The organism is Cobetia sp. Dlab-2-AX, assembly GCF_024124625.1.
In the GTDB taxonomy this organism is placed as follows: domain Bacteria; phylum Pseudomonadota; class Gammaproteobacteria; order Pseudomonadales; family Halomonadaceae; genus Cobetia.
Genome location: NZ_JAMXRV010000003.1, coordinates 304627 through 320481 on the forward strand (window position 1 = coordinate 304627; position 15855 = coordinate 320481).

Here is a 15855-nt window from a genome sequence, read left to right on the forward strand (position 1 = left end):
CGGATTTTTTTGGGCCGGTCCAATCTCTGGGCTACACCTCCAACCGTCTGATAAGAAAAGCATTCACACTGCCTGATACGCGAAAATCGCGAGGTTGCCTGGTCAATTATCGGCCTCGAGGCGTATCTACGATGGGTGATCTTTGCTGAACAACATCAGATCCGACAATTGGGCGAGTCTATGATCGAAGTCAAACGTGGCCTGGATCTCCCCATCGCCGGGGCGCCGGAGCAGCGTATCGAGGATGCGCAGCCCGTTCGTCGCGTAGCGATCCTGGGTGTTGACTACGTCGGCATGAAGCCGACGATGGAAGTCCGCGAAGGGGACAAGGTGAAGCAGGGGCAACTCCTGTTCACCGACAAGAAGACCCCGGGCGTCCGTTACACCGCGCCTGCTGCCGGCACTGTGGTCGAGGTCAATCGTGGCGAGAAGCGCAAGCTTCTGTCCGTGGTCATCGAGACCGACGCGCAGGGCGAAGCTGTGGAATTCACTGCACATGGCGATGCCGCCATTGCAGGTCTCGAACGTCAGGTCGTGGTCGACCAGCTGGTCGAGTCCGGTCTGTGGACGGCGCTGCGTACCCGCCCGTTCTCGCGCGTGCCGGCGCTGGATGCCAAGCCGGCAGCCATCTTCGTCACCGCCATCGATACCCATCCGCTGTCCGCGGATCCGGCCGTGGTGCTCAAGGGCCAGGAAGCCGCTTTCCGTCAGGGTCTCGTCGCACTGACGCGTCTGACCGAAGGCAAGGTGTTCCTGTGCCAGGCACCGGGTGCTGATATTCCGGGTGGCGACGTTTCCGGTGTGGTCAGCGAGTCCTTCAAGGGCCCGCACCCGGCAGGCCTGCCGGGCACGCACATCCACTACCTCGCACCGGTCAGCCTGCAACGTCAGGTCTGGCATGTCGGTTATCAGGATGTGGTTGCCATCGGTACGCTGCTGGCGGAAGGTCGCCTGGACACCACACGCGTCATCGCCGTCGGTGGCCCGCGTGCCACCAAGCCGCGTCTGCTGCGCACCCGTCTGGGCGCCAGCACCGAAGAGCTGCTCAAGGGCGAAGTCGAGCAGCCGGAAGACACGCGTGTCATCTCCGGTTCGGTGTTCTCCGGCCTGACCTGCGAAGGGGCGCTGCGTTTCGTCAGCCGCTACCACAATCAGGTGAGCCTGCTCGAGGAAGGCAACAAGCGTGCCTTCATGGGCTGGCTGTCGATGGGCGCCAAGCGTCACTCGGTGCTGGGTATCTACCTGTCGAAGCTGACCGGTCTGACCGACTACCGTCCGAATACCTCCACCAATGGCTCCGAGCGTGCCATGGTGCCGGTGGGCGCGTACGAGAAGGTCATGCCGCTGGACATTCTGCCGACGCAGCTGCTGCGTTCGCTGATCGTGGGTGATATCGAGACCGGCATGCAGCTTGGCTGCCTGGAGCTTGATGAAGAGGACCTCGCGCTGTGCACCTACGTGTGCCCGGGCAAGTACGAATACGGTCCCATCCTGCGTGACAACCTCACCACGATCGAGAAAGAGGTCTGATGATGGGCATTCGACAGACTCTGGATAACCTGGAGCCGCACTTCCACAAAGGTGGCAAGTACGAGAAGTTCTACGCGCTCTACGAAGCCGTGGACACCATTTTCTATGCGCCGGCGAGCGTCACGCGCAGTACCACCCACGTGCGTGATGGCATCGATTTGAAGCGCATCATGATCACGGTCTGGATGTGTACCTTCCCGGCCATGTTCTTCGGCATGTACAACGCCGGTCTGCAGGCCAACGAGGCCATCGCTGGCGGTTACAGCGCACTGGGCGGCTGGCGTGAAGCCATCGTCATGCTGCTGGCGGGTAGCCACGATGCCGGCAGCGTGTGGGCCAACTTCATCCTGGGCGCCACCTACTTCCTGCCCATCTATCTGGTGACCTTCGCGGTCGGCGGCTTCTGGGAAGTGCTGTTCGCGATGCGTCGCGGCCACGAGGTCAACGAAGGTTTCTTCGTCACCTCCGTGCTGTTCGCCCTGACACTGCCGGCGACCATTCCGCTGTGGCAGGTCGCGCTCGGTATCACCTTCGGTGTGGTGATCGGCAAGGAAGTCTTCGGCGGTACCGGCAAGAACTTCCTCAACCCGGCTCTGTCCGGTCGTGCCTTCCTGTACTTCGCGTATCCGGCCAGCATTTCCGGCGATGCGGTCTGGGTACCAGCTGATGGCTATACCGGTGCCACCGCACTGTCCACCGCGGCACAGGACGGCATGAACGCCCTGATGCAGCAGATGAGCTGGACCGACGCCTTCCTCGGCTTCATTCCGGGCTCGATGGGTGAGGTGTCGACACTCGCCATCTTCCTGGGGGCTGCAGTATTGCTGTGGACGCGCATCGCCTCGTGGCGAATCATGCTGGGCGTCCTGCTGGGCATGATCGCGACCTCGGCGCTGTTCAATGCCATCGGCAGCGACACCAATGCCATGTTCGCGATGCCGTGGTACTGGCATCTGGTCATCGGCGGCTTCGCCTTCGGTATGGTCTTCATGGCCACCGACCCGGTTTCCGCCTCCATGACCAACAAGGGCAAGCTGATATTCGGTGCGTTGATCGGTGTGATGACCGTGCTGATCCGCGTCGCCAACCCGGCCTTCCCGGAGGGCATCATGCTGGCGATCCTGTTCGCCAATCTGTTCGCTCCGCTGATCGACCACTTCGTCGTGCAGGCCAACATCAAGCGCCGCGTCAAGCGCGAGACTGCCGGCATCGCGAACGAGGAGACCGTCTGACATGGCCAGCAACAACTCCATCAAGAAAACCCTCGGCGTCGCGCTCGGGCTGTGCATCGTCTGCTCGGTGGTGGTTTCCACCGCAGCGGTCGTACTGCGCCCGATGCAGATGACCAATGCCGAGCTGGACCGCAAGAGCAACATCCTCGCGGTCGCCGAGCTGCTGCAGCCGGGTGAGGACATCGGTCAGCAGTTCCGTGACAAGGTCACCGCCAAGGTGGTGGACCTGGATTCCGGTGAATACGTCGACGACATCGACCCGGAGAAGTACGACCAGGCCAAGATGTCCAAGGACCCGGCCACCTCACGCACCCTGTCTGGCGAGGAAGACCTGCCGGGCATCAAGCGTCGTGAGCAGTACTCCGTGGTCTATCTGGTCGGTGATGTCGAGCAGCCGGACGAGATCATCGTCCCGGTGCGCGGCAACGGCCTGTGGTCCATGATGTACGGCTATCTGGCACTGAAGGGTGACGGCAACACCGTGGTCGGTCTCTCCTTCTACCAGCAGGGTGAAACTCCGGGGCTTGGCGGCGAAGTCGACAATCCGAAGTGGAAGGCCCAGTGGGATGGCAAGAAGATCTATCCCGAAGGCAGCATGGACCCGGAAGTGCACCTGAAGAAGGGCGGCGTGAATCCGTCTTCTCCGGATGCCAAGTACCAGGTCGATGCGCTGTCAGGGGCTACCCTGACCAGCAACGGCGTGACCAACCTGTTGCAGTTCTGGATGGGTGAGAATGGCTTCGCCAAGTACCTGACCCAGTTCCGTGACGTCAAAGGAGCGTAATGATGGCAGCCGAAACTCCTAAAGGTGTCCTGACGACGCCGATCTTCAAGAACAATCCCATCGCGCTGCAGATCCTCGGTATCTGCTCCGCGCTGGCGGTGACCAACTCGATGAACACCGCCCTGATCATGGGTATCGCGGTGTGCCTGGTGACAGCGTTCTCCAGCATGTTCATCTCGTTGATCCGCAATCACATCCCATCGTCCATCCGTATCATCGTGCAGATGACGATCATCGCCTCGCTGGTCATCGTGGTCGACCAGTCGCTGAAGGCCTTCGCCTTCGAGACGTCCAAGCAGCTGTCGGTCTTCGTCGGCCTGATCATCACCAACTGCATCGTGATGGGTCGCGCTGAAGCCTACGCCATGCAGAATGGCCCGACGATGAGCTTCATCGACGGTATCGGCAACGGTCTCGGCTACACCGTGATCCTGCTGGTGGTCGGCTTCGTGCGTGAGCTGTTCGGTTCCGGCTCCCTGTTCGGCGTGACCATCCTGCAGACCGTCAACGACGGTGGCTGGTACATCCCGAACGGCCTGATGCTGCTGCCGCCGTCCGCGTTCTTCGTCATCGGTCTGTTCATCTGGGTGCTGCGCAGCATCTACCCGGAGCAGGTCGAGAAGGCGGAGTACAAGATTACCGCCAACACCAAGATCAAGGAGGCTGTGTAACATGTTCGAACACTATCTGAGCCTGTTCATCAAGGCCGTGTTCGTCGAGAACATGGCACTGGCCTTCTTCCTGGGCATGTGTACCTTCCTGGCGGTGTCCAAGAAGATCCAGTCCGCGATCGGTCTGGGCGTGGCCGTCATCGTCGTGCTGGCGGTGACCGTTCCGGTCAACAACCTGATCCTGAACTACCTGCTGCGTGAAGGCGCGCTGACCTGGACGGGTCTGGAAGGGGCGGAGAGCATCGACCTGTCCTTCCTGGGCTACCTGTCCTACATCGGTGTCATCGCGGCGATCGTCCAGATCCTCGAGATGTTCCTCGACAAGTTCGTGCCGGCGCTCTACAACGCGCTGGGCGTGTTCCTGCCGTTGATCACGGTCAACTGCGCAATCCTCGGTGCGGCCCTGTTCATGGTACAGCGTGACTACACCTTCGGTGAGTCCGTCATCTATGGCGTGGGTGCCGGCTTCGGCTGGGCACTGGCCATCGCTGCACTGGCCGGTATTCGCGAGAAGCTGAAGTACTCTGACGTGCCGGCTGGCCTGCAGGGCCTGGGCATCACCTTCATCACCGTTGGCCTGATGTCGCTGGGCTTCATGTCCTTCTCCGGCGTCCAGCTGTAACGCAACCGAGCATAAGGAAATCGAAATGGTAGATACCTCCATCATCGTGCTCGGCGTCGTCATGTTCACCGTGGTCGTTATCGGCCTGGTGCTCGTGATTCTCGCGGCACGCAGCAAGCTGGTCTCGAGTGGTGACGTCCAGATCGAGATCAACAACGACCCCGCCAACACCCTGACGACCCAGGCCGGCGGCAAGTTGCTGCAGACCCTGGCCGCCAATGGCATCTTCCTGTCCTCCGCCTGTGGTGGCGGTGGTTCCTGTGCCCAGTGCAAGTGCCGGATCTCGGAAGGCGGCGGTTCCATCCTGCCGACTGAAGAATCCCACTTCACCATGGGTGAGAAGAAGGAAGGCTGGCGCCTTTCGTGCCAGGTCCCGGTCAAGCAGGACATGAAGATCGAAGTGCCGGAAGAGATCTTCGGCGTAAAGAAGTGGGAGACCACCGTCACCGCCAACCCGAACGTCGCGACCTTCATCAAGGAGCTGAACCTGCAGCTGCCGGAAGGCGAGGAAGTCAACTTCCGAGCCGGTGGTTACGTGCAGCTGGAAGCGCCGGCCTATGACATCAAGTTCTCCGACTTCGACATCGAAGAGGAGTATCGTGGTGATTGGGAGAAGTTCGGTCTGTTCAACGTTCAGCACAAGAACGAAGAGCCGGTCATCCGCGCTTACTCCATGGCGAACTATCCGGAAGAGTACGGCATCCTGAAGTTCAACATCCGTATCGCCACTCCGCCGCCGAATTCCCAGCATCCGCCGGGTCTGATGTCCACCTACGTCTTCTCGCTGAAGCCGGGTGACAAGGTGACCGTGATGGGGCCGTTTGGTGAGTTCTTCGCCAAGGATACCGACGCCGAGATGGTCTTCATCGGTGGTGGTGCCGGTATGGCGCCGATGCGTAGCCATATCTTCGATCAGCTCAAGCGTCTGAATTCCAAGCGCAAGATGTCGTTCTGGTACGGTGCGCGCTCCATGCGCGAGTCGTTCTACAACGAGGAATACGACAAGCTGGCCGAAGAGAACGAGAACTTCGAATGGCACCTGGCGCTGTCCGATCCGCAGCCTGAGGACAACTGGGAAGGCCCGACAGGCTTCATCCACAACGTCCTGTACGAAAACTACCTCAAGGACCATCCGGCGCCTGAGGATTGCGAGTACTACATGTGCGGGCCGCCCATGATGAACGCCGCCGTCGTCAAGATGCTCACCGACATGGGTGTAGAGCCGGAGAACATCCTGCTCGATGACTTCGGTGGTTGATCGATGATGTCACGCGTCGCAAGACGACTGGCAGGGCCGGCCCTCATGGGGCTGGCCCTGCTGGTTGCAGGCTGTGAAAATTCCAGCAACCCTGAGTTGCATCGCTTCGCCGGCCCCATCTTCGGCACTGGGTTCCATGTCACGGTGGCGGCGGACCTGGATGCCGATGAGGTGGCGTCGCTCAAGCAGGCGAGCCTCGAGGCGCTCGACAAGGTCGACTGGCAGATGTCGACCTACAAGGACGCCTCGGAGCTCTCGAAGCTGAATCAGGCGCCGCTGGATACGCCGGTCACGCTATCGGATGGCCTGGCGCAGGTGCTGGCCGAGTCGCAGGATATCGGCAAGCGCTCCGACGGGGCCTTCGATATCACCGTCGGCCCGGCCGTCAATCTTTGGGGCTTCGGTCCGGATGAGCGTCTGGACAAGGCACCGAGCGATGAACAGATCGCGCAGGCGCTCGAGAAGGTCGATCATCTGGCGCTGGAGCTCGATGGCAATACGGTGATCAAGCGCAAGCCGGTGTATGCCGACCTGTCGGGCATCGCCAAGGGCTATGGAGTAGACCGGGTCGCCGATGTGCTCGAGGCCAATGGCATCGAGAACTATCTGGTCGAAGTCGGGGGCGAGATCCGCGTCAAGGGTGAGAAACCCGGCCACAAGCCGTGGCGAATCGCCATCGAAGCACCGAAGTCCTTCGAGCGCTCGGTGCAGCGGATCATTGATCCCGGTAACGCTGCGGTTGCCACCTCCGGTGATTACCGCAACTATTTCGAGCAGGACGGCGTACGTTACTCGCACACGATCGATCCACGTACCGGGCGACCGATCCAGCACAGTCTGGCCTCGGTCACCGTGATCACGCCGGATTGCGCGAGTGCGGACGCCTGGGCCACGGCACTCAACGTGCTGGGTGCCGAGAAGGCAATGACGATCGCAGATCGCGAGAACATTGCCGCCTATTTCATTGTCAAAACGGATGATGGCTTCAAACAGTCCTGGAGTCCGGCATTCGCGCCCTACCTGAAGGACGCGCCGGCGACAGGCGACACGAAGCCCGTAGATGAAACCGGCGCCTGAGCTCGGTCTATCGAGAGCCGGTCTGCCAAGAGCCGGTCTGCCGAGAGGTAGCCGGCCGGGCTTTCTCATCTGCCATCTGTCGAGACACGCCTCCGACAGGGTCGGGTGCTCAGATTGCATGGCATCTTCTGGATGCTGTCCTGAATGATCCACAGGATCGACAGGGGGCAAGCTGCGCTGGAGCCACCCGCGCGAGAGGTTCACAATGGGGCCATGCCCCGGGAGAAACGACATGACTATCTGGTTACTGGTGTTCGCCGCGATGTTGCTGCTGATCGGCGTGATGGCCGTTGGCGTCCTGATGGGCCGCAAGCCGATCGCCGGCTCCTGCGGGGGGCTCAACAACCTCGGGCTCAAGGACGGCTGTGATATCTGTGGCGGCAAGGACGAGGAGTGCGAGAAGGAGCAGGATCGCCAGCGTCTGATGGCGGAGAGTGGCGGCAAGCCGGCCAGCGACCTGGCCTACGACGCCGCACGTCGCTGATTTCTGCTCTGATGGCTCAGAGCCCGCCGGCCGCAAGGCCTGCTACCGGCCCTGACATGGCAGTGTCACCGCGAGGTGAGACCGTACGTGTCAGGGCCGGTCTACGAACAATCAAGGAGCAAAGCGAGTCTCATGGCAGTCTATAACTACGATGTCGTCGTGATCGGTACCGGCCCGGCAGGGGAAAGCGCGGCAGTCAACGCGGCCAAGCATGGCAAGCGTGTCGCCGTGATCGAGGCTCAGTCTTCCGTGGGCGGCAACTGTACCCACAAGGGCACCATCCCTTCCAAGGCGCTGCGCCACGCGGTCAAGCAGATCATCGAGTTCAACACCAATCGCATGTTCCGCGATATCGGCGAGCCGCGCTGGTTCTCCTTCCCCAAGGTGCTGGAGCGTTCACGCCGCACCATCGAGCAGCAGGTCGAGATGCGTACGCGCTTCTACGCCCGCAATCGCATCGATGTGTTCTTCGGTACCGCCCGCTTCAAGGACGAGCACACCGTCGTGGTGCGCGATGCCCATGAAGGGGTCGAGGAGCTACATGCGGAGAAGGTCGTGATCGCCACCGGCTCACGTCCTTACCGCCCGGCGGACGTCAACTTCCGCCACCCGCGCATCTACTGCTCCGATACCATCCTGGGCCTGTCGCACACACCGCGCACGCTGATCATCTACGGCGCCGGTGTCATCGGCTCCGAATACGCCTCGATCTTCTCCGGCCTTGGCGTCAAGGTCGACCTGATCGATACGCGTGATCGTCTGCTGTCCTTCCTGGATAACGAGATTTCCGACGCGTTGTCCTATCACCTGCGCAACAATGGCGTGCTGGTGCGTCACAACGAGGAATACGATCGCATCGAGGGCGACGAGTCCGGCGTGGTCGTACACCTCAAGTCCGGCAAGAAGCTGCGTGCAGACGCCTTCCTGTGGGCCAACGGTCGTACCGGCAACACCGACAGCCTCGGTCTCGAGAATGTCGGTCTACAGGCCAACGGCCGCGGTCAGCTGACCGTCGATGATCAGTACCGCACCGAGCTGGACCACGTCTATGCGGTAGGCGATGTGATCGGCTGGCCGAGCCTGGCATCTGCCGCCTACGATCAGGGCCGCTTCGCGTCGGCCAACCTGCTGGGGGAAGAGTTCAAGTTCGTCAATGAGGTGCCGACCGGCATCTACACCATCCCCGAGATCAGCTCGGTGGGGCGTGGCGAGTCCGAACTGACCGAGGCGCGCATCCCCTACGAAGTGGGGCAGGCGTTCTTCAAGGACACCGCCCGCGCCCAGATCACCGGCGATACCGTCGGCATGCTCAAGATCCTGTTCCATCGCGATACGCTGGAAATTCTCGGCATCCACTGCTTCGGGGACCAGGCGTCCGAGATCGTGCACATCGGTCAGGCCATCATGCAGCAGAAGGGGGAGGCGAATACGCTCAAGTACTTCGTCAACACCACCTTCAACTACCCGACCATGGCGGAAGCCTACCGGGTCGCGGCCATGAACGGACTCAACCGTCTGTTCTGAGCGGCGCGGGCCTCGTGCCCGCTGACTTGAAGGCATACCACAAGGCCCCGACATCATTGATGTCGGGGCCTTGTGGTTGTCGGGCTCCCAGCCGGGAAACCTTGTCGATGAACCTTGAGGAAATCACGCATGCAGGATGATCCACGGCAACACGATACTCGCCAGTCGGGCACGCAGTCACGCGAGACACTGCAGGATGATCCAGCCTCGGACCTCACGCTGCGGCTTGGCCATGAGGAGCTGATCATCCACCGCCGCTATGAGCTGGCCAGCATCATCAATGAGCTGGTGCTGGGCCTGCTGTTCACGATCGGCAGCGTGTGCTTCTTCTGGGAAGAGTGGATGACGCTGGGCATCTGGCTGTTCGTGATCGGCTCGCTGCAGTTGACGCTCAAGCCGATGATTCGACTGGCGCGCCGCATGCACCTCAAGCGGATGCCCGAATCGGCGCTTGACCTCTAGCGGGCGTCTTCACGGCATGCCTCACCGGCTCTCTTGCTCCAGGGATCAGCGATAGCGATGCACACGCAGACTCTTGAGGAAGGGCGTGTCCTCGATGCGCACGTCACCGCGGCGGGCGCGTGTGCGCTCGGTGGGTGGCGTCGGGCTTGGCTGATTGAGTGCAGGCAGACGCAGGTCATCATGCGGCAGGAACAGCGGCAGGGAGACATTCAGCGCGCGGCGCGTACGTAGCTCGCCGTCTTCGCGCATCACCGGCTCACGATAGAACAGGTTGGCTCGCATCAGCGGTGCCTGGGGCTGGATGCGGGCCAGAATCTCATTCGATGGCAAGCCAGCGAGCAGCTTGAGCTGCAGGCGTACGTGCTCGGCCTCGGTATCCAGTTTCATCAGCAAGGCTTCACACTCCGCCACGCTGACGCGCTGGATAGAGCGTCCGGAGCTGTACCAGGCAAAGCGCACTCGCGCGACTGGCGCCTCTGCCACCGGCACCCGCCGCCAGCACTGCTTGAGATGCAGTCGCGCCAAGCCATCGCCCCTCAGGTGCTGATTCAGCCCCGGATGGCGGAAGGGCAGAATCGCCTTCAGTTCGGCCAGTTGGTCGGGATACTGTTCGCGCAGCTCGGCGAAGAGCTCCGCCAGTTGCTCCTTGGCCGCGTTGAATGCCGCGACGCGCTCGATCACCTTCGGGCCTGCGGCGACCACGCCCAGATAGGGGCGGGTGACCCGGCCATCCTGGCCATCCTGATACCACACATCCTGCAACGCCTGACTGAGCCATTCACTATCGGCACTGACGCCATCCAGCCGCCAGAGTGGCGAATTCTCTTCTCTGACCGCGGTGATGACCTGATCGGCGGCACTGATCTGCGTATCGAAGGCCGCTTCTATTCTGGCCATCAACTGGTATTCGGGCATGCTCTGCGTCCTGATTGCAGCAAGGGAGACGTGATTTTTTATCGCGTTATCTTGTTTAGCCTAGCGTGACCGGGATGGCAAGACAGACCATGGCGGCATGCGCGGACAGAAGAGGGGCTCCGAGAGGCTGAATCACCCGACGGGAGAGGCCGACGGCGCCGGCACCGACAGACGGAAACAGAAGAGGGCGCCACGCTGGGCGCCCTCCTGTCTCTGCGGAGGGAGGCTGTATGATCTCGATAGGGTGCTGTTGTCGGGCCGGCACCTGCAAAAGCCCGATGGGCTCAGCGGTCGCGATAGCGCTCGGTGAGATCACCATAGGCATCGATGCGACGATCGCGCAGGTAAGGCCAGATGCGGCGCACGTCCTCGCCGCGCGCCAGGTCCACCTCGACCAGCAGCTCCTCGGGCTCGGTGCCGCCATGCGCCAGCAGCTCGCCCTGGGGGCCGCAGATGAAGCTGCCGCCCCAGAAGTGGATGCCTTCGCTGGCGGGCGTCGGGTCCGCTTCATGACCGACGCGGTTGGCGACGATCACCGGCACGCCATTGGCGACGCCGTGGCTGCGCTGGATCAGGGTCCAGGCATCCTTCTGGCGTGTCTGCTCGGCTTCATCGTCGCGCGGGTCCCAGCCGATGGCGGTGGGGTAGAGCAGCATCTCGGCACCGGCCAGCGCCATCAGGCGTGCGCCTTCGGGATACCACTGGTCCCAGCAGACCTGAACGCCCAGACGCCCGACCGAGGTGTCGATGGGCTCGAAGCCGCGGCGCGGGGCCTGTGCGCTGGGCGCGTCGCCCGGCGTGAAGTAGAACTTCTCGTAGAAGCCGGGATCATCCGGGATGTGCATCTTGCGGAAGGTGCCGACCAGGCCAGCGGCCTTGTCGAGCACCACGGCGGTATTGTGATACACGCCCGCCGCGCGGCGCTCGAAGATGGAGCCGACGATCACCAGGCCGAGTTCGGCGGCCAGCCCGGCCAGACGCTGGGTGGTCGGGCCGTCGAGGGGCTCGGCGAGATCGAAGATCTCGGTGTCTTCGGTCTGGCAGAAGTAGTGGCTGGCATGCAGCTCCTGCAGCATCACCAGCTCAGCGCCATCGGCGGCAAGGCGACGAATGGCGGCTTCGCTGGCCGCCAGGCTTGTATCCTTGTCGGGCCAGCCCTGTTGCTGGACGACACCGACCTTGAGTGTACGGCGGGAAGCAGTCATCACAGTGCTCCTTGAGAGGTGTTCGAGGTGGCCAGCGTGCCCTTGGGCAGTTGCATGGTCATGCAGTGCAGGCTGCCATGCTGGCGAATCACGGCGCGGCAATCGACCGGAATGATGTCACGCTTGGGGAAGGCGCTGGCGAGGGCCTTGAGAGCGATCATGTCGTGACGATCGGCGTAGGTCGGCACCAGCACGGCCCCATTGATGATCAGGAAGTTGGCGTAGGTCGCCGGCAGACGATGGCCGTCGTCCGGATCGAAGCAGGCATCCGGCCACGGCAGCGGTATCAGGAAGTACGGGTCGCCATTGGCATCGCGCAGTGCTTCAAGTTCGGCTTCCATCGCCTTGAGTGCAGGGTAATGCGGGTCGTCGCGATCATCGCAGCGGACATAGGCGATGGTGCGCGGGTCGCAGAAGCGCGCCAGGGTGTCGATATGGCTGTCGGTGTCATCGCCTTCCAGGTGACCATTGGCGAGCCACAGCACGCGTCTGACCCCGAAATCGGCCTTGAGTTGCGCCTCGACCTGGGCGCGGCCCAGGCCGGTATTGCGGTTGTCGTTGAGCAGGCAGGCTTCGGTGGTCAGCAGGGTGCCCTGGCCGTCGCTCTCGATGCCGCCGCCTTCCAGAATGAAGTCGCGGCTTTCCATCGGGCTCGCGAAGGCCCCCTGGGCGGCGAGTGCGCCGGTTAGGGCATTGTCACGCGCGGCCTCGAACTTGCCGCCCCAGCCGGTGAACACGTAGTCCAGCAGCACGGGCTTTCCATCACGCTCGATGGTGATGGGGCCGTGATCGCGCGCCCAGGTGTCATCGAGCGGTGCCACGAAGAGGTGCAGGCGCTCGGACGGCACGCCGAAGCCTTCAAAGCGCGCGGCAAGGCGCTCGCGGGTGGCGTCATCGCTGACGCTGATCAGCACGTGCTGATAGCGGCTGATGGCGATCACCATGGCCTCGCAGGTGGCTTCGATGCTCTCGAGCATCTCGCTCCAGTCACTGTGCGGGCTGGGCCAGCTGAGCTGGATGGCGTCCTGCGGGTGCCATTCGGCGAGCAGACGGGTGGCCATGGGCATCTCCCTGATGAAGAGGTAACGATAAAGGCGCAAGCCGCAATGCCGCGGACTCGGCGCGCGATGATAGCAGAGCCATGCGCCGACGCTAGCCCTGTGGTGCCTGACGTGCACATGTCTTGCCATGATGGCGGTTCATGTTGGCCACAGACGAAGGCTGGCAAACTGCGTTCGAATATGGCTCCATGCGCCGAGCCTGCGGAATGCGTATCATGGCCCGCGACCCTGACCCAAGGAATCGACTTCGATGCTGCTGGATCGCCTACCCTTTCTGATCGGCCTGCGCTATACCCGCGCCAAGCGCCGTAACCATTTCATTTCCTTCATTTCCTTGACCTCGATGCTGGGGCTGTCGCTGGGCGTCGCCGTGCTGATTCTGGTGCTGTCGGTGATGAACGGCTTCGACCATGAGCTGCGAACCCGCGTGCTGGGCATGGTGCCGCATGTGCGCGTCGAGGCGCGTGACAGCGTCACCGACTGGGAGACGCTGGCCGGCAAGCTGCGCGAGAAGCCGCATGTCGTCGGTGCGGCGCCCTATATCGAGCAGCAGGGCATGTTCACCACCAACGGCCGCAACAAGGGCGCGTTGGTCACCGGTATCGATCCGTCCGCGGAGGACCAGGTCTCGATCATCAGCGAGCACATGGTGCAGGGCAGTCTGGCGGATCTCACGCCCGGCAGCTGGGGCATCGTGATGGGCGAGCTGCTGGCGCGCAATCTGGGCGTCGGCGTGGGGGACCGCGTCACGCTCTTGGTGCCCGAGGCCTCCATCACGCCGGGAGGCATCTTCCCGCGCCTCAAGCGCTTCACGGTGACCGGTATCTTCAAGGTCGGCGCGGACGTCGATGCCAGCCTTGCCTACACCGATATCTCGGACATGGCCAAGCTGGCACGCTTCAATGAGGGTGACGTCCAGGGGGTGCGCCTGAAGCTCGATGACCTGTTCAGCGCCGATCAGGTCACGCGTGACATCGTCAGCCAGCTGGGGCCGCAGTATCGCGGCATGGACTGGAAGCGCACCCACGGCAACCTGTTCGCCGCCATCCAGATGGAGAAGAACATGATCGGCCTGCTGCTGATGGTGATCGTCGCCGTCGCGGCCTTCAACATCGTCTCGACGCTGGTGATGATGGTGACGGACAAGCACGCCGACATCGCCATTCTGCGTACTCTCGGGGCCAGGCCCGGTTCCATCATGGGCATCTTCATCGTGCAGGGGCTGACCATCGGCGTGTTGGGCATCATCATCGGCGCCATCGCCGGTGTGGCGCTGGCGCTGAGCGTCTCCGACATCATCGCCTGGGTGCAATCGACCTTCGGTATCCAGTTCCTGGACCCCAACGTCTACTTCATCAGCTATCTGCCATCGCGCCTCGAGATGAGCGACATGGGCATCATCATCGGCTCCGCGCTGGTGCTGAGCTTCCTGTCGACGCTGTATCCGGCCTGGCGCGCCTCGCGCATCCAGCCGGCGGAGGTGCTGCGCTATGAGTAATCCGTCGACACCGTCTGATGCATCCATCCGTTCCGCTGCTGGAGACACCGCCATGCCGACGCCGGCTTCTGACACTCACGCGCCGGGTCAGGCCCACGGCAAGCCGATGCTGATCTGTGAGCGCCTGAGCCGCAGTTACGATGAGGGCCCGCAAGAGGTGCAGGTGCTCGACGAGCTGGAACTGCGCGTGCATGCCGGTGAACGGGTCGCCGTGGTCGGCAGCTCCGGCTCCGGCAAGACCACGCTGCTCAATCTGCTCGGTGGGCTGGACCATCCCACCCAGGGCATCGTGAAGGTGGCCGGCCAGCGCCTGTCCGAACTCAGCGAGTCGGCGCTGGGCAGCTTCCGCAATCAGCACATCGGCTTCGTGTATCAGTTCCACCACCTGCTGGCGGAATTCAGTGCCGAAGAGAATGTGGCGATGCCGTTGATCATCCGTGGCCACAAGCGTTCCGAGGCTGCCGTCAAGGCGCGCAAGCTGCTGGAGCGGGTCGGCATGGCGCCGCGCGCCGATCACAAGCCGGGCGAGCTGTCCGGGGGTGAGCGCCAGCGCGTCGCCATCGCGCGTGCGCTGGTGACGGACCCGAGTCTGGTGCTGATGGATGAGCCGACCGGCAACCTGGATCAGACCACGGCGGCGCGCATTCTCGAGCTGATGGATGACATCGCGCGCGAAGCGCAGGCGGCCTTCATCATCGTGACCCACGACAACGGTCTGGCCGCGCACCAGCACCGTGTGCTGCGTCTGGACGGCGGCAAGCTGCACGAGGATTGAGTCGAGCCGCTGACTGATTCACGCTAGCCAGAAAGCCAAACGCCCCGCCATCTCTCGATGGCGGGGCGTTTTTCATGCGTGTCTGTCGGCAGTGTTCAGAGCTTGTCGGTGTCCTGCTCAGCGGTCGGGCGTGATGACTGCTCCTTGCTGCAACGTCTGGCGGCCAGGCGCGCCTTGCGGCGGCTGCGCCAGTTGCGCACTACCTGATAGCGCCACAAGAGGCGGACAAGCATGTTGCCCAGCAGTGCCAGGACGACGGCGCTGACCAGCGAACCCAGCGCCAGAGCGGGCAGGATGTCTTCCAGCTGATTGGCGAACCAGGCCGCGGAGACCTGCTCCGGCATCACGCGTGCGGGCGTGTCGAGCATCCAGGCGCCCACGCGGTAGGTCGCGTAGTAGACCACCGGCATGGTCAGCGGGTTGGTCACCCACACCAGACCCACCGACAGCGCGAGGTTGCAGCGCAGTGCCCAGGCACCGAGGGCGGCCACCACCATCTGGAAGGGAATCGGCAGCAGCGCACAGAACAGCCCCACCATGCAGGCATTGGCCACAGTGCGTCGCGACAACGCCCACAGTGCGGGATCGGCGATCAGGTGATGCATGAAGCGCAGCGACTTCTTGCGCTTGAGGGCATCCGGTTCCGGCATGAGCCGCTTGAGTAGACGACGAGGCATGACTTGGCCATTTGGCATTCAACGCCGGCCATTATCCATACATGGCTGCAGGACTGCCATGCTGACTGCGCAGTTATCCG

General features: G+C 62.7%; 16 protein-coding genes. 12 read left to right on the forward strand and 4 right to left on the reverse strand.

Going from position 1 to position 15855, the window contains the following annotated elements; translation table 11 throughout:
- The first annotated feature begins 180 nt into the window (after nucleotides 1-180).
- The 10 genes from NH396_RS07000 (at nucleotide 181) to NH396_RS07045 (ending at nucleotide 9644) form a co-directional block, all read left to right on the forward strand.
- Entirely contained in the window at nucleotides 181-1530 is a 1350-nt protein-coding gene (locus tag NH396_RS07000) for a Na(+)-translocating NADH-quinone reductase subunit A (protein ID WP_253062504.1), read from the forward strand.
- Nucleotides 1530-2762 (forward strand): NADH:ubiquinone reductase (Na(+)-transporting) subunit B, encoded by a 1233-nt coding sequence (locus NH396_RS07005; RefSeq protein WP_176676407.1) that lies wholly within the window; start codon nucleotides 1530-1532, stop codon nucleotides 2760-2762. The genes NH396_RS07000 and NH396_RS07005 overlap by 1 nt, the downstream gene beginning before the upstream one ends.
- Before the next feature lies 1 nt (nucleotide 2763).
- Nucleotides 2764-3546, forward strand: a complete 783-nt coding sequence (locus NH396_RS07010) for a Na(+)-translocating NADH-quinone reductase subunit C (RefSeq protein WP_176676408.1) — start codon at nucleotides 2764-2766, stop codon at nucleotides 3544-3546.
- Between the two features lie 2 nt (nucleotides 3547-3548).
- The gene (locus NH396_RS07015; RefSeq protein ID WP_043331917.1) at nucleotides 3549-4217 is read left to right on the forward strand and encodes an NADH:ubiquinone reductase (Na(+)-transporting) subunit D; all 669 of its coding nucleotides are present in this window, start codon (nucleotides 3549-3551) and stop codon (nucleotides 4215-4217) included.
- 1 nt (nucleotide 4218) lies between these two features.
- Nucleotides 4219-4839 carry an NADH:ubiquinone reductase (Na(+)-transporting) subunit E gene (gene nqrE, locus NH396_RS07020; protein WP_043331916.1) on the forward strand — a complete coding sequence of 207 codons (621 nt, stop codon included), beginning with the start codon at nucleotides 4219-4221 and terminating at the stop codon, nucleotides 4837-4839.
- 25 nt (nucleotides 4840-4864) lie between these two features.
- Complete coding sequence (gene nqrF / locus NH396_RS07025; RefSeq protein WP_043331915.1) at nucleotides 4865-6097, forward strand: NADH:ubiquinone reductase (Na(+)-transporting) subunit F; 1233 nt, start codon at nucleotides 4865-4867, stop codon at nucleotides 6095-6097.
- A 3-nt stretch (nucleotides 6098-6100) separates the two neighbouring features.
- Entirely contained in the window at nucleotides 6101-7174 is a 1074-nt protein-coding gene (locus NH396_RS07030) for an FAD:protein FMN transferase (RefSeq protein ID WP_253062506.1), read from the forward strand.
- 232 nt (nucleotides 7175-7406) lie between these two features.
- Nucleotides 7407-7658, forward strand: coding sequence for a (Na+)-NQR maturation NqrM (nqrM, locus tag NH396_RS07035; protein ID WP_043331913.1), 252 nt, complete (start codon nucleotides 7407-7409; stop codon nucleotides 7656-7658).
- A gap of 132 nt (nucleotides 7659-7790) precedes the next feature.
- Nucleotides 7791-9182, forward strand: coding sequence for a Si-specific NAD(P)(+) transhydrogenase (sthA, locus tag NH396_RS07040; protein ID WP_043331912.1), 1392 nt, complete (start codon nucleotides 7791-7793; stop codon nucleotides 9180-9182).
- 129 nt (nucleotides 9183-9311) lie between these two features.
- The gene (locus tag NH396_RS07045; RefSeq protein ID WP_253062508.1) at nucleotides 9312-9644 is read left to right on the forward strand and encodes a YrhK family protein; all 333 of its coding nucleotides are present in this window, start codon (nucleotides 9312-9314) and stop codon (nucleotides 9642-9644) included.
- Between the two features lie 45 nt (nucleotides 9645-9689).
- Here NH396_RS07045 and NH396_RS07050 read toward each other — a convergent pair whose 3' ends face one another.
- The 3 genes from NH396_RS07050 to NH396_RS07060 all read right to left on the reverse strand — a co-directional run bounded on the left by NH396_RS07050 (nucleotide 9690) and on the right by NH396_RS07060 (nucleotide 12825).
- Nucleotides 9690-10559: a DNA replication terminus site-binding protein gene (locus NH396_RS07050; RefSeq protein ID WP_253062510.1), complete on the reverse strand. Its 870-nt coding sequence runs from the start codon at nucleotides 10557-10559 to the stop codon at nucleotides 9690-9692.
- 284 nt (nucleotides 10560-10843) lie between these two features.
- Nucleotides 10844-11764, reverse strand: a complete 921-nt coding sequence (locus NH396_RS07055) for a carbon-nitrogen hydrolase (RefSeq protein ID WP_253062521.1) — start codon at nucleotides 11762-11764, stop codon at nucleotides 10844-10846.
- Nucleotides 11764-12825, reverse strand: coding sequence for an agmatine deiminase family protein (locus tag NH396_RS07060; RefSeq protein ID WP_253062523.1), 1062 nt, complete (start codon nucleotides 12823-12825; stop codon nucleotides 11764-11766). The genes NH396_RS07055 and NH396_RS07060 overlap by 1 nt, the downstream gene beginning before the upstream one ends.
- A gap of 253 nt (nucleotides 12826-13078) precedes the next feature.
- Between NH396_RS07060 and NH396_RS07065 the strand changes: the two genes are divergently transcribed.
- Nucleotides 13079-14323, forward strand: coding sequence for a lipoprotein-releasing ABC transporter permease subunit (locus tag NH396_RS07065; protein WP_175088376.1), 1245 nt, complete (start codon nucleotides 13079-13081; stop codon nucleotides 14321-14323).
- A 52-nt stretch (nucleotides 14324-14375) separates the two neighbouring features.
- A complete protein-coding gene (locus NH396_RS07070; protein ID WP_253062525.1) occupies nucleotides 14376-15098 on the forward strand; it encodes an ATP-binding cassette domain-containing protein in 723 nt (240 codons plus the stop codon).
- A gap of 95 nt (nucleotides 15099-15193) precedes the next feature.
- Here NH396_RS07070 and NH396_RS07075 read toward each other — a convergent pair whose 3' ends face one another.
- Nucleotides 15194-15775, reverse strand: a complete 582-nt coding sequence (locus NH396_RS07075) for a DUF2062 domain-containing protein (RefSeq protein WP_253062527.1) — start codon at nucleotides 15773-15775, stop codon at nucleotides 15194-15196.
- Nucleotides 15776-15855 lie beyond the last annotated feature (80 nt).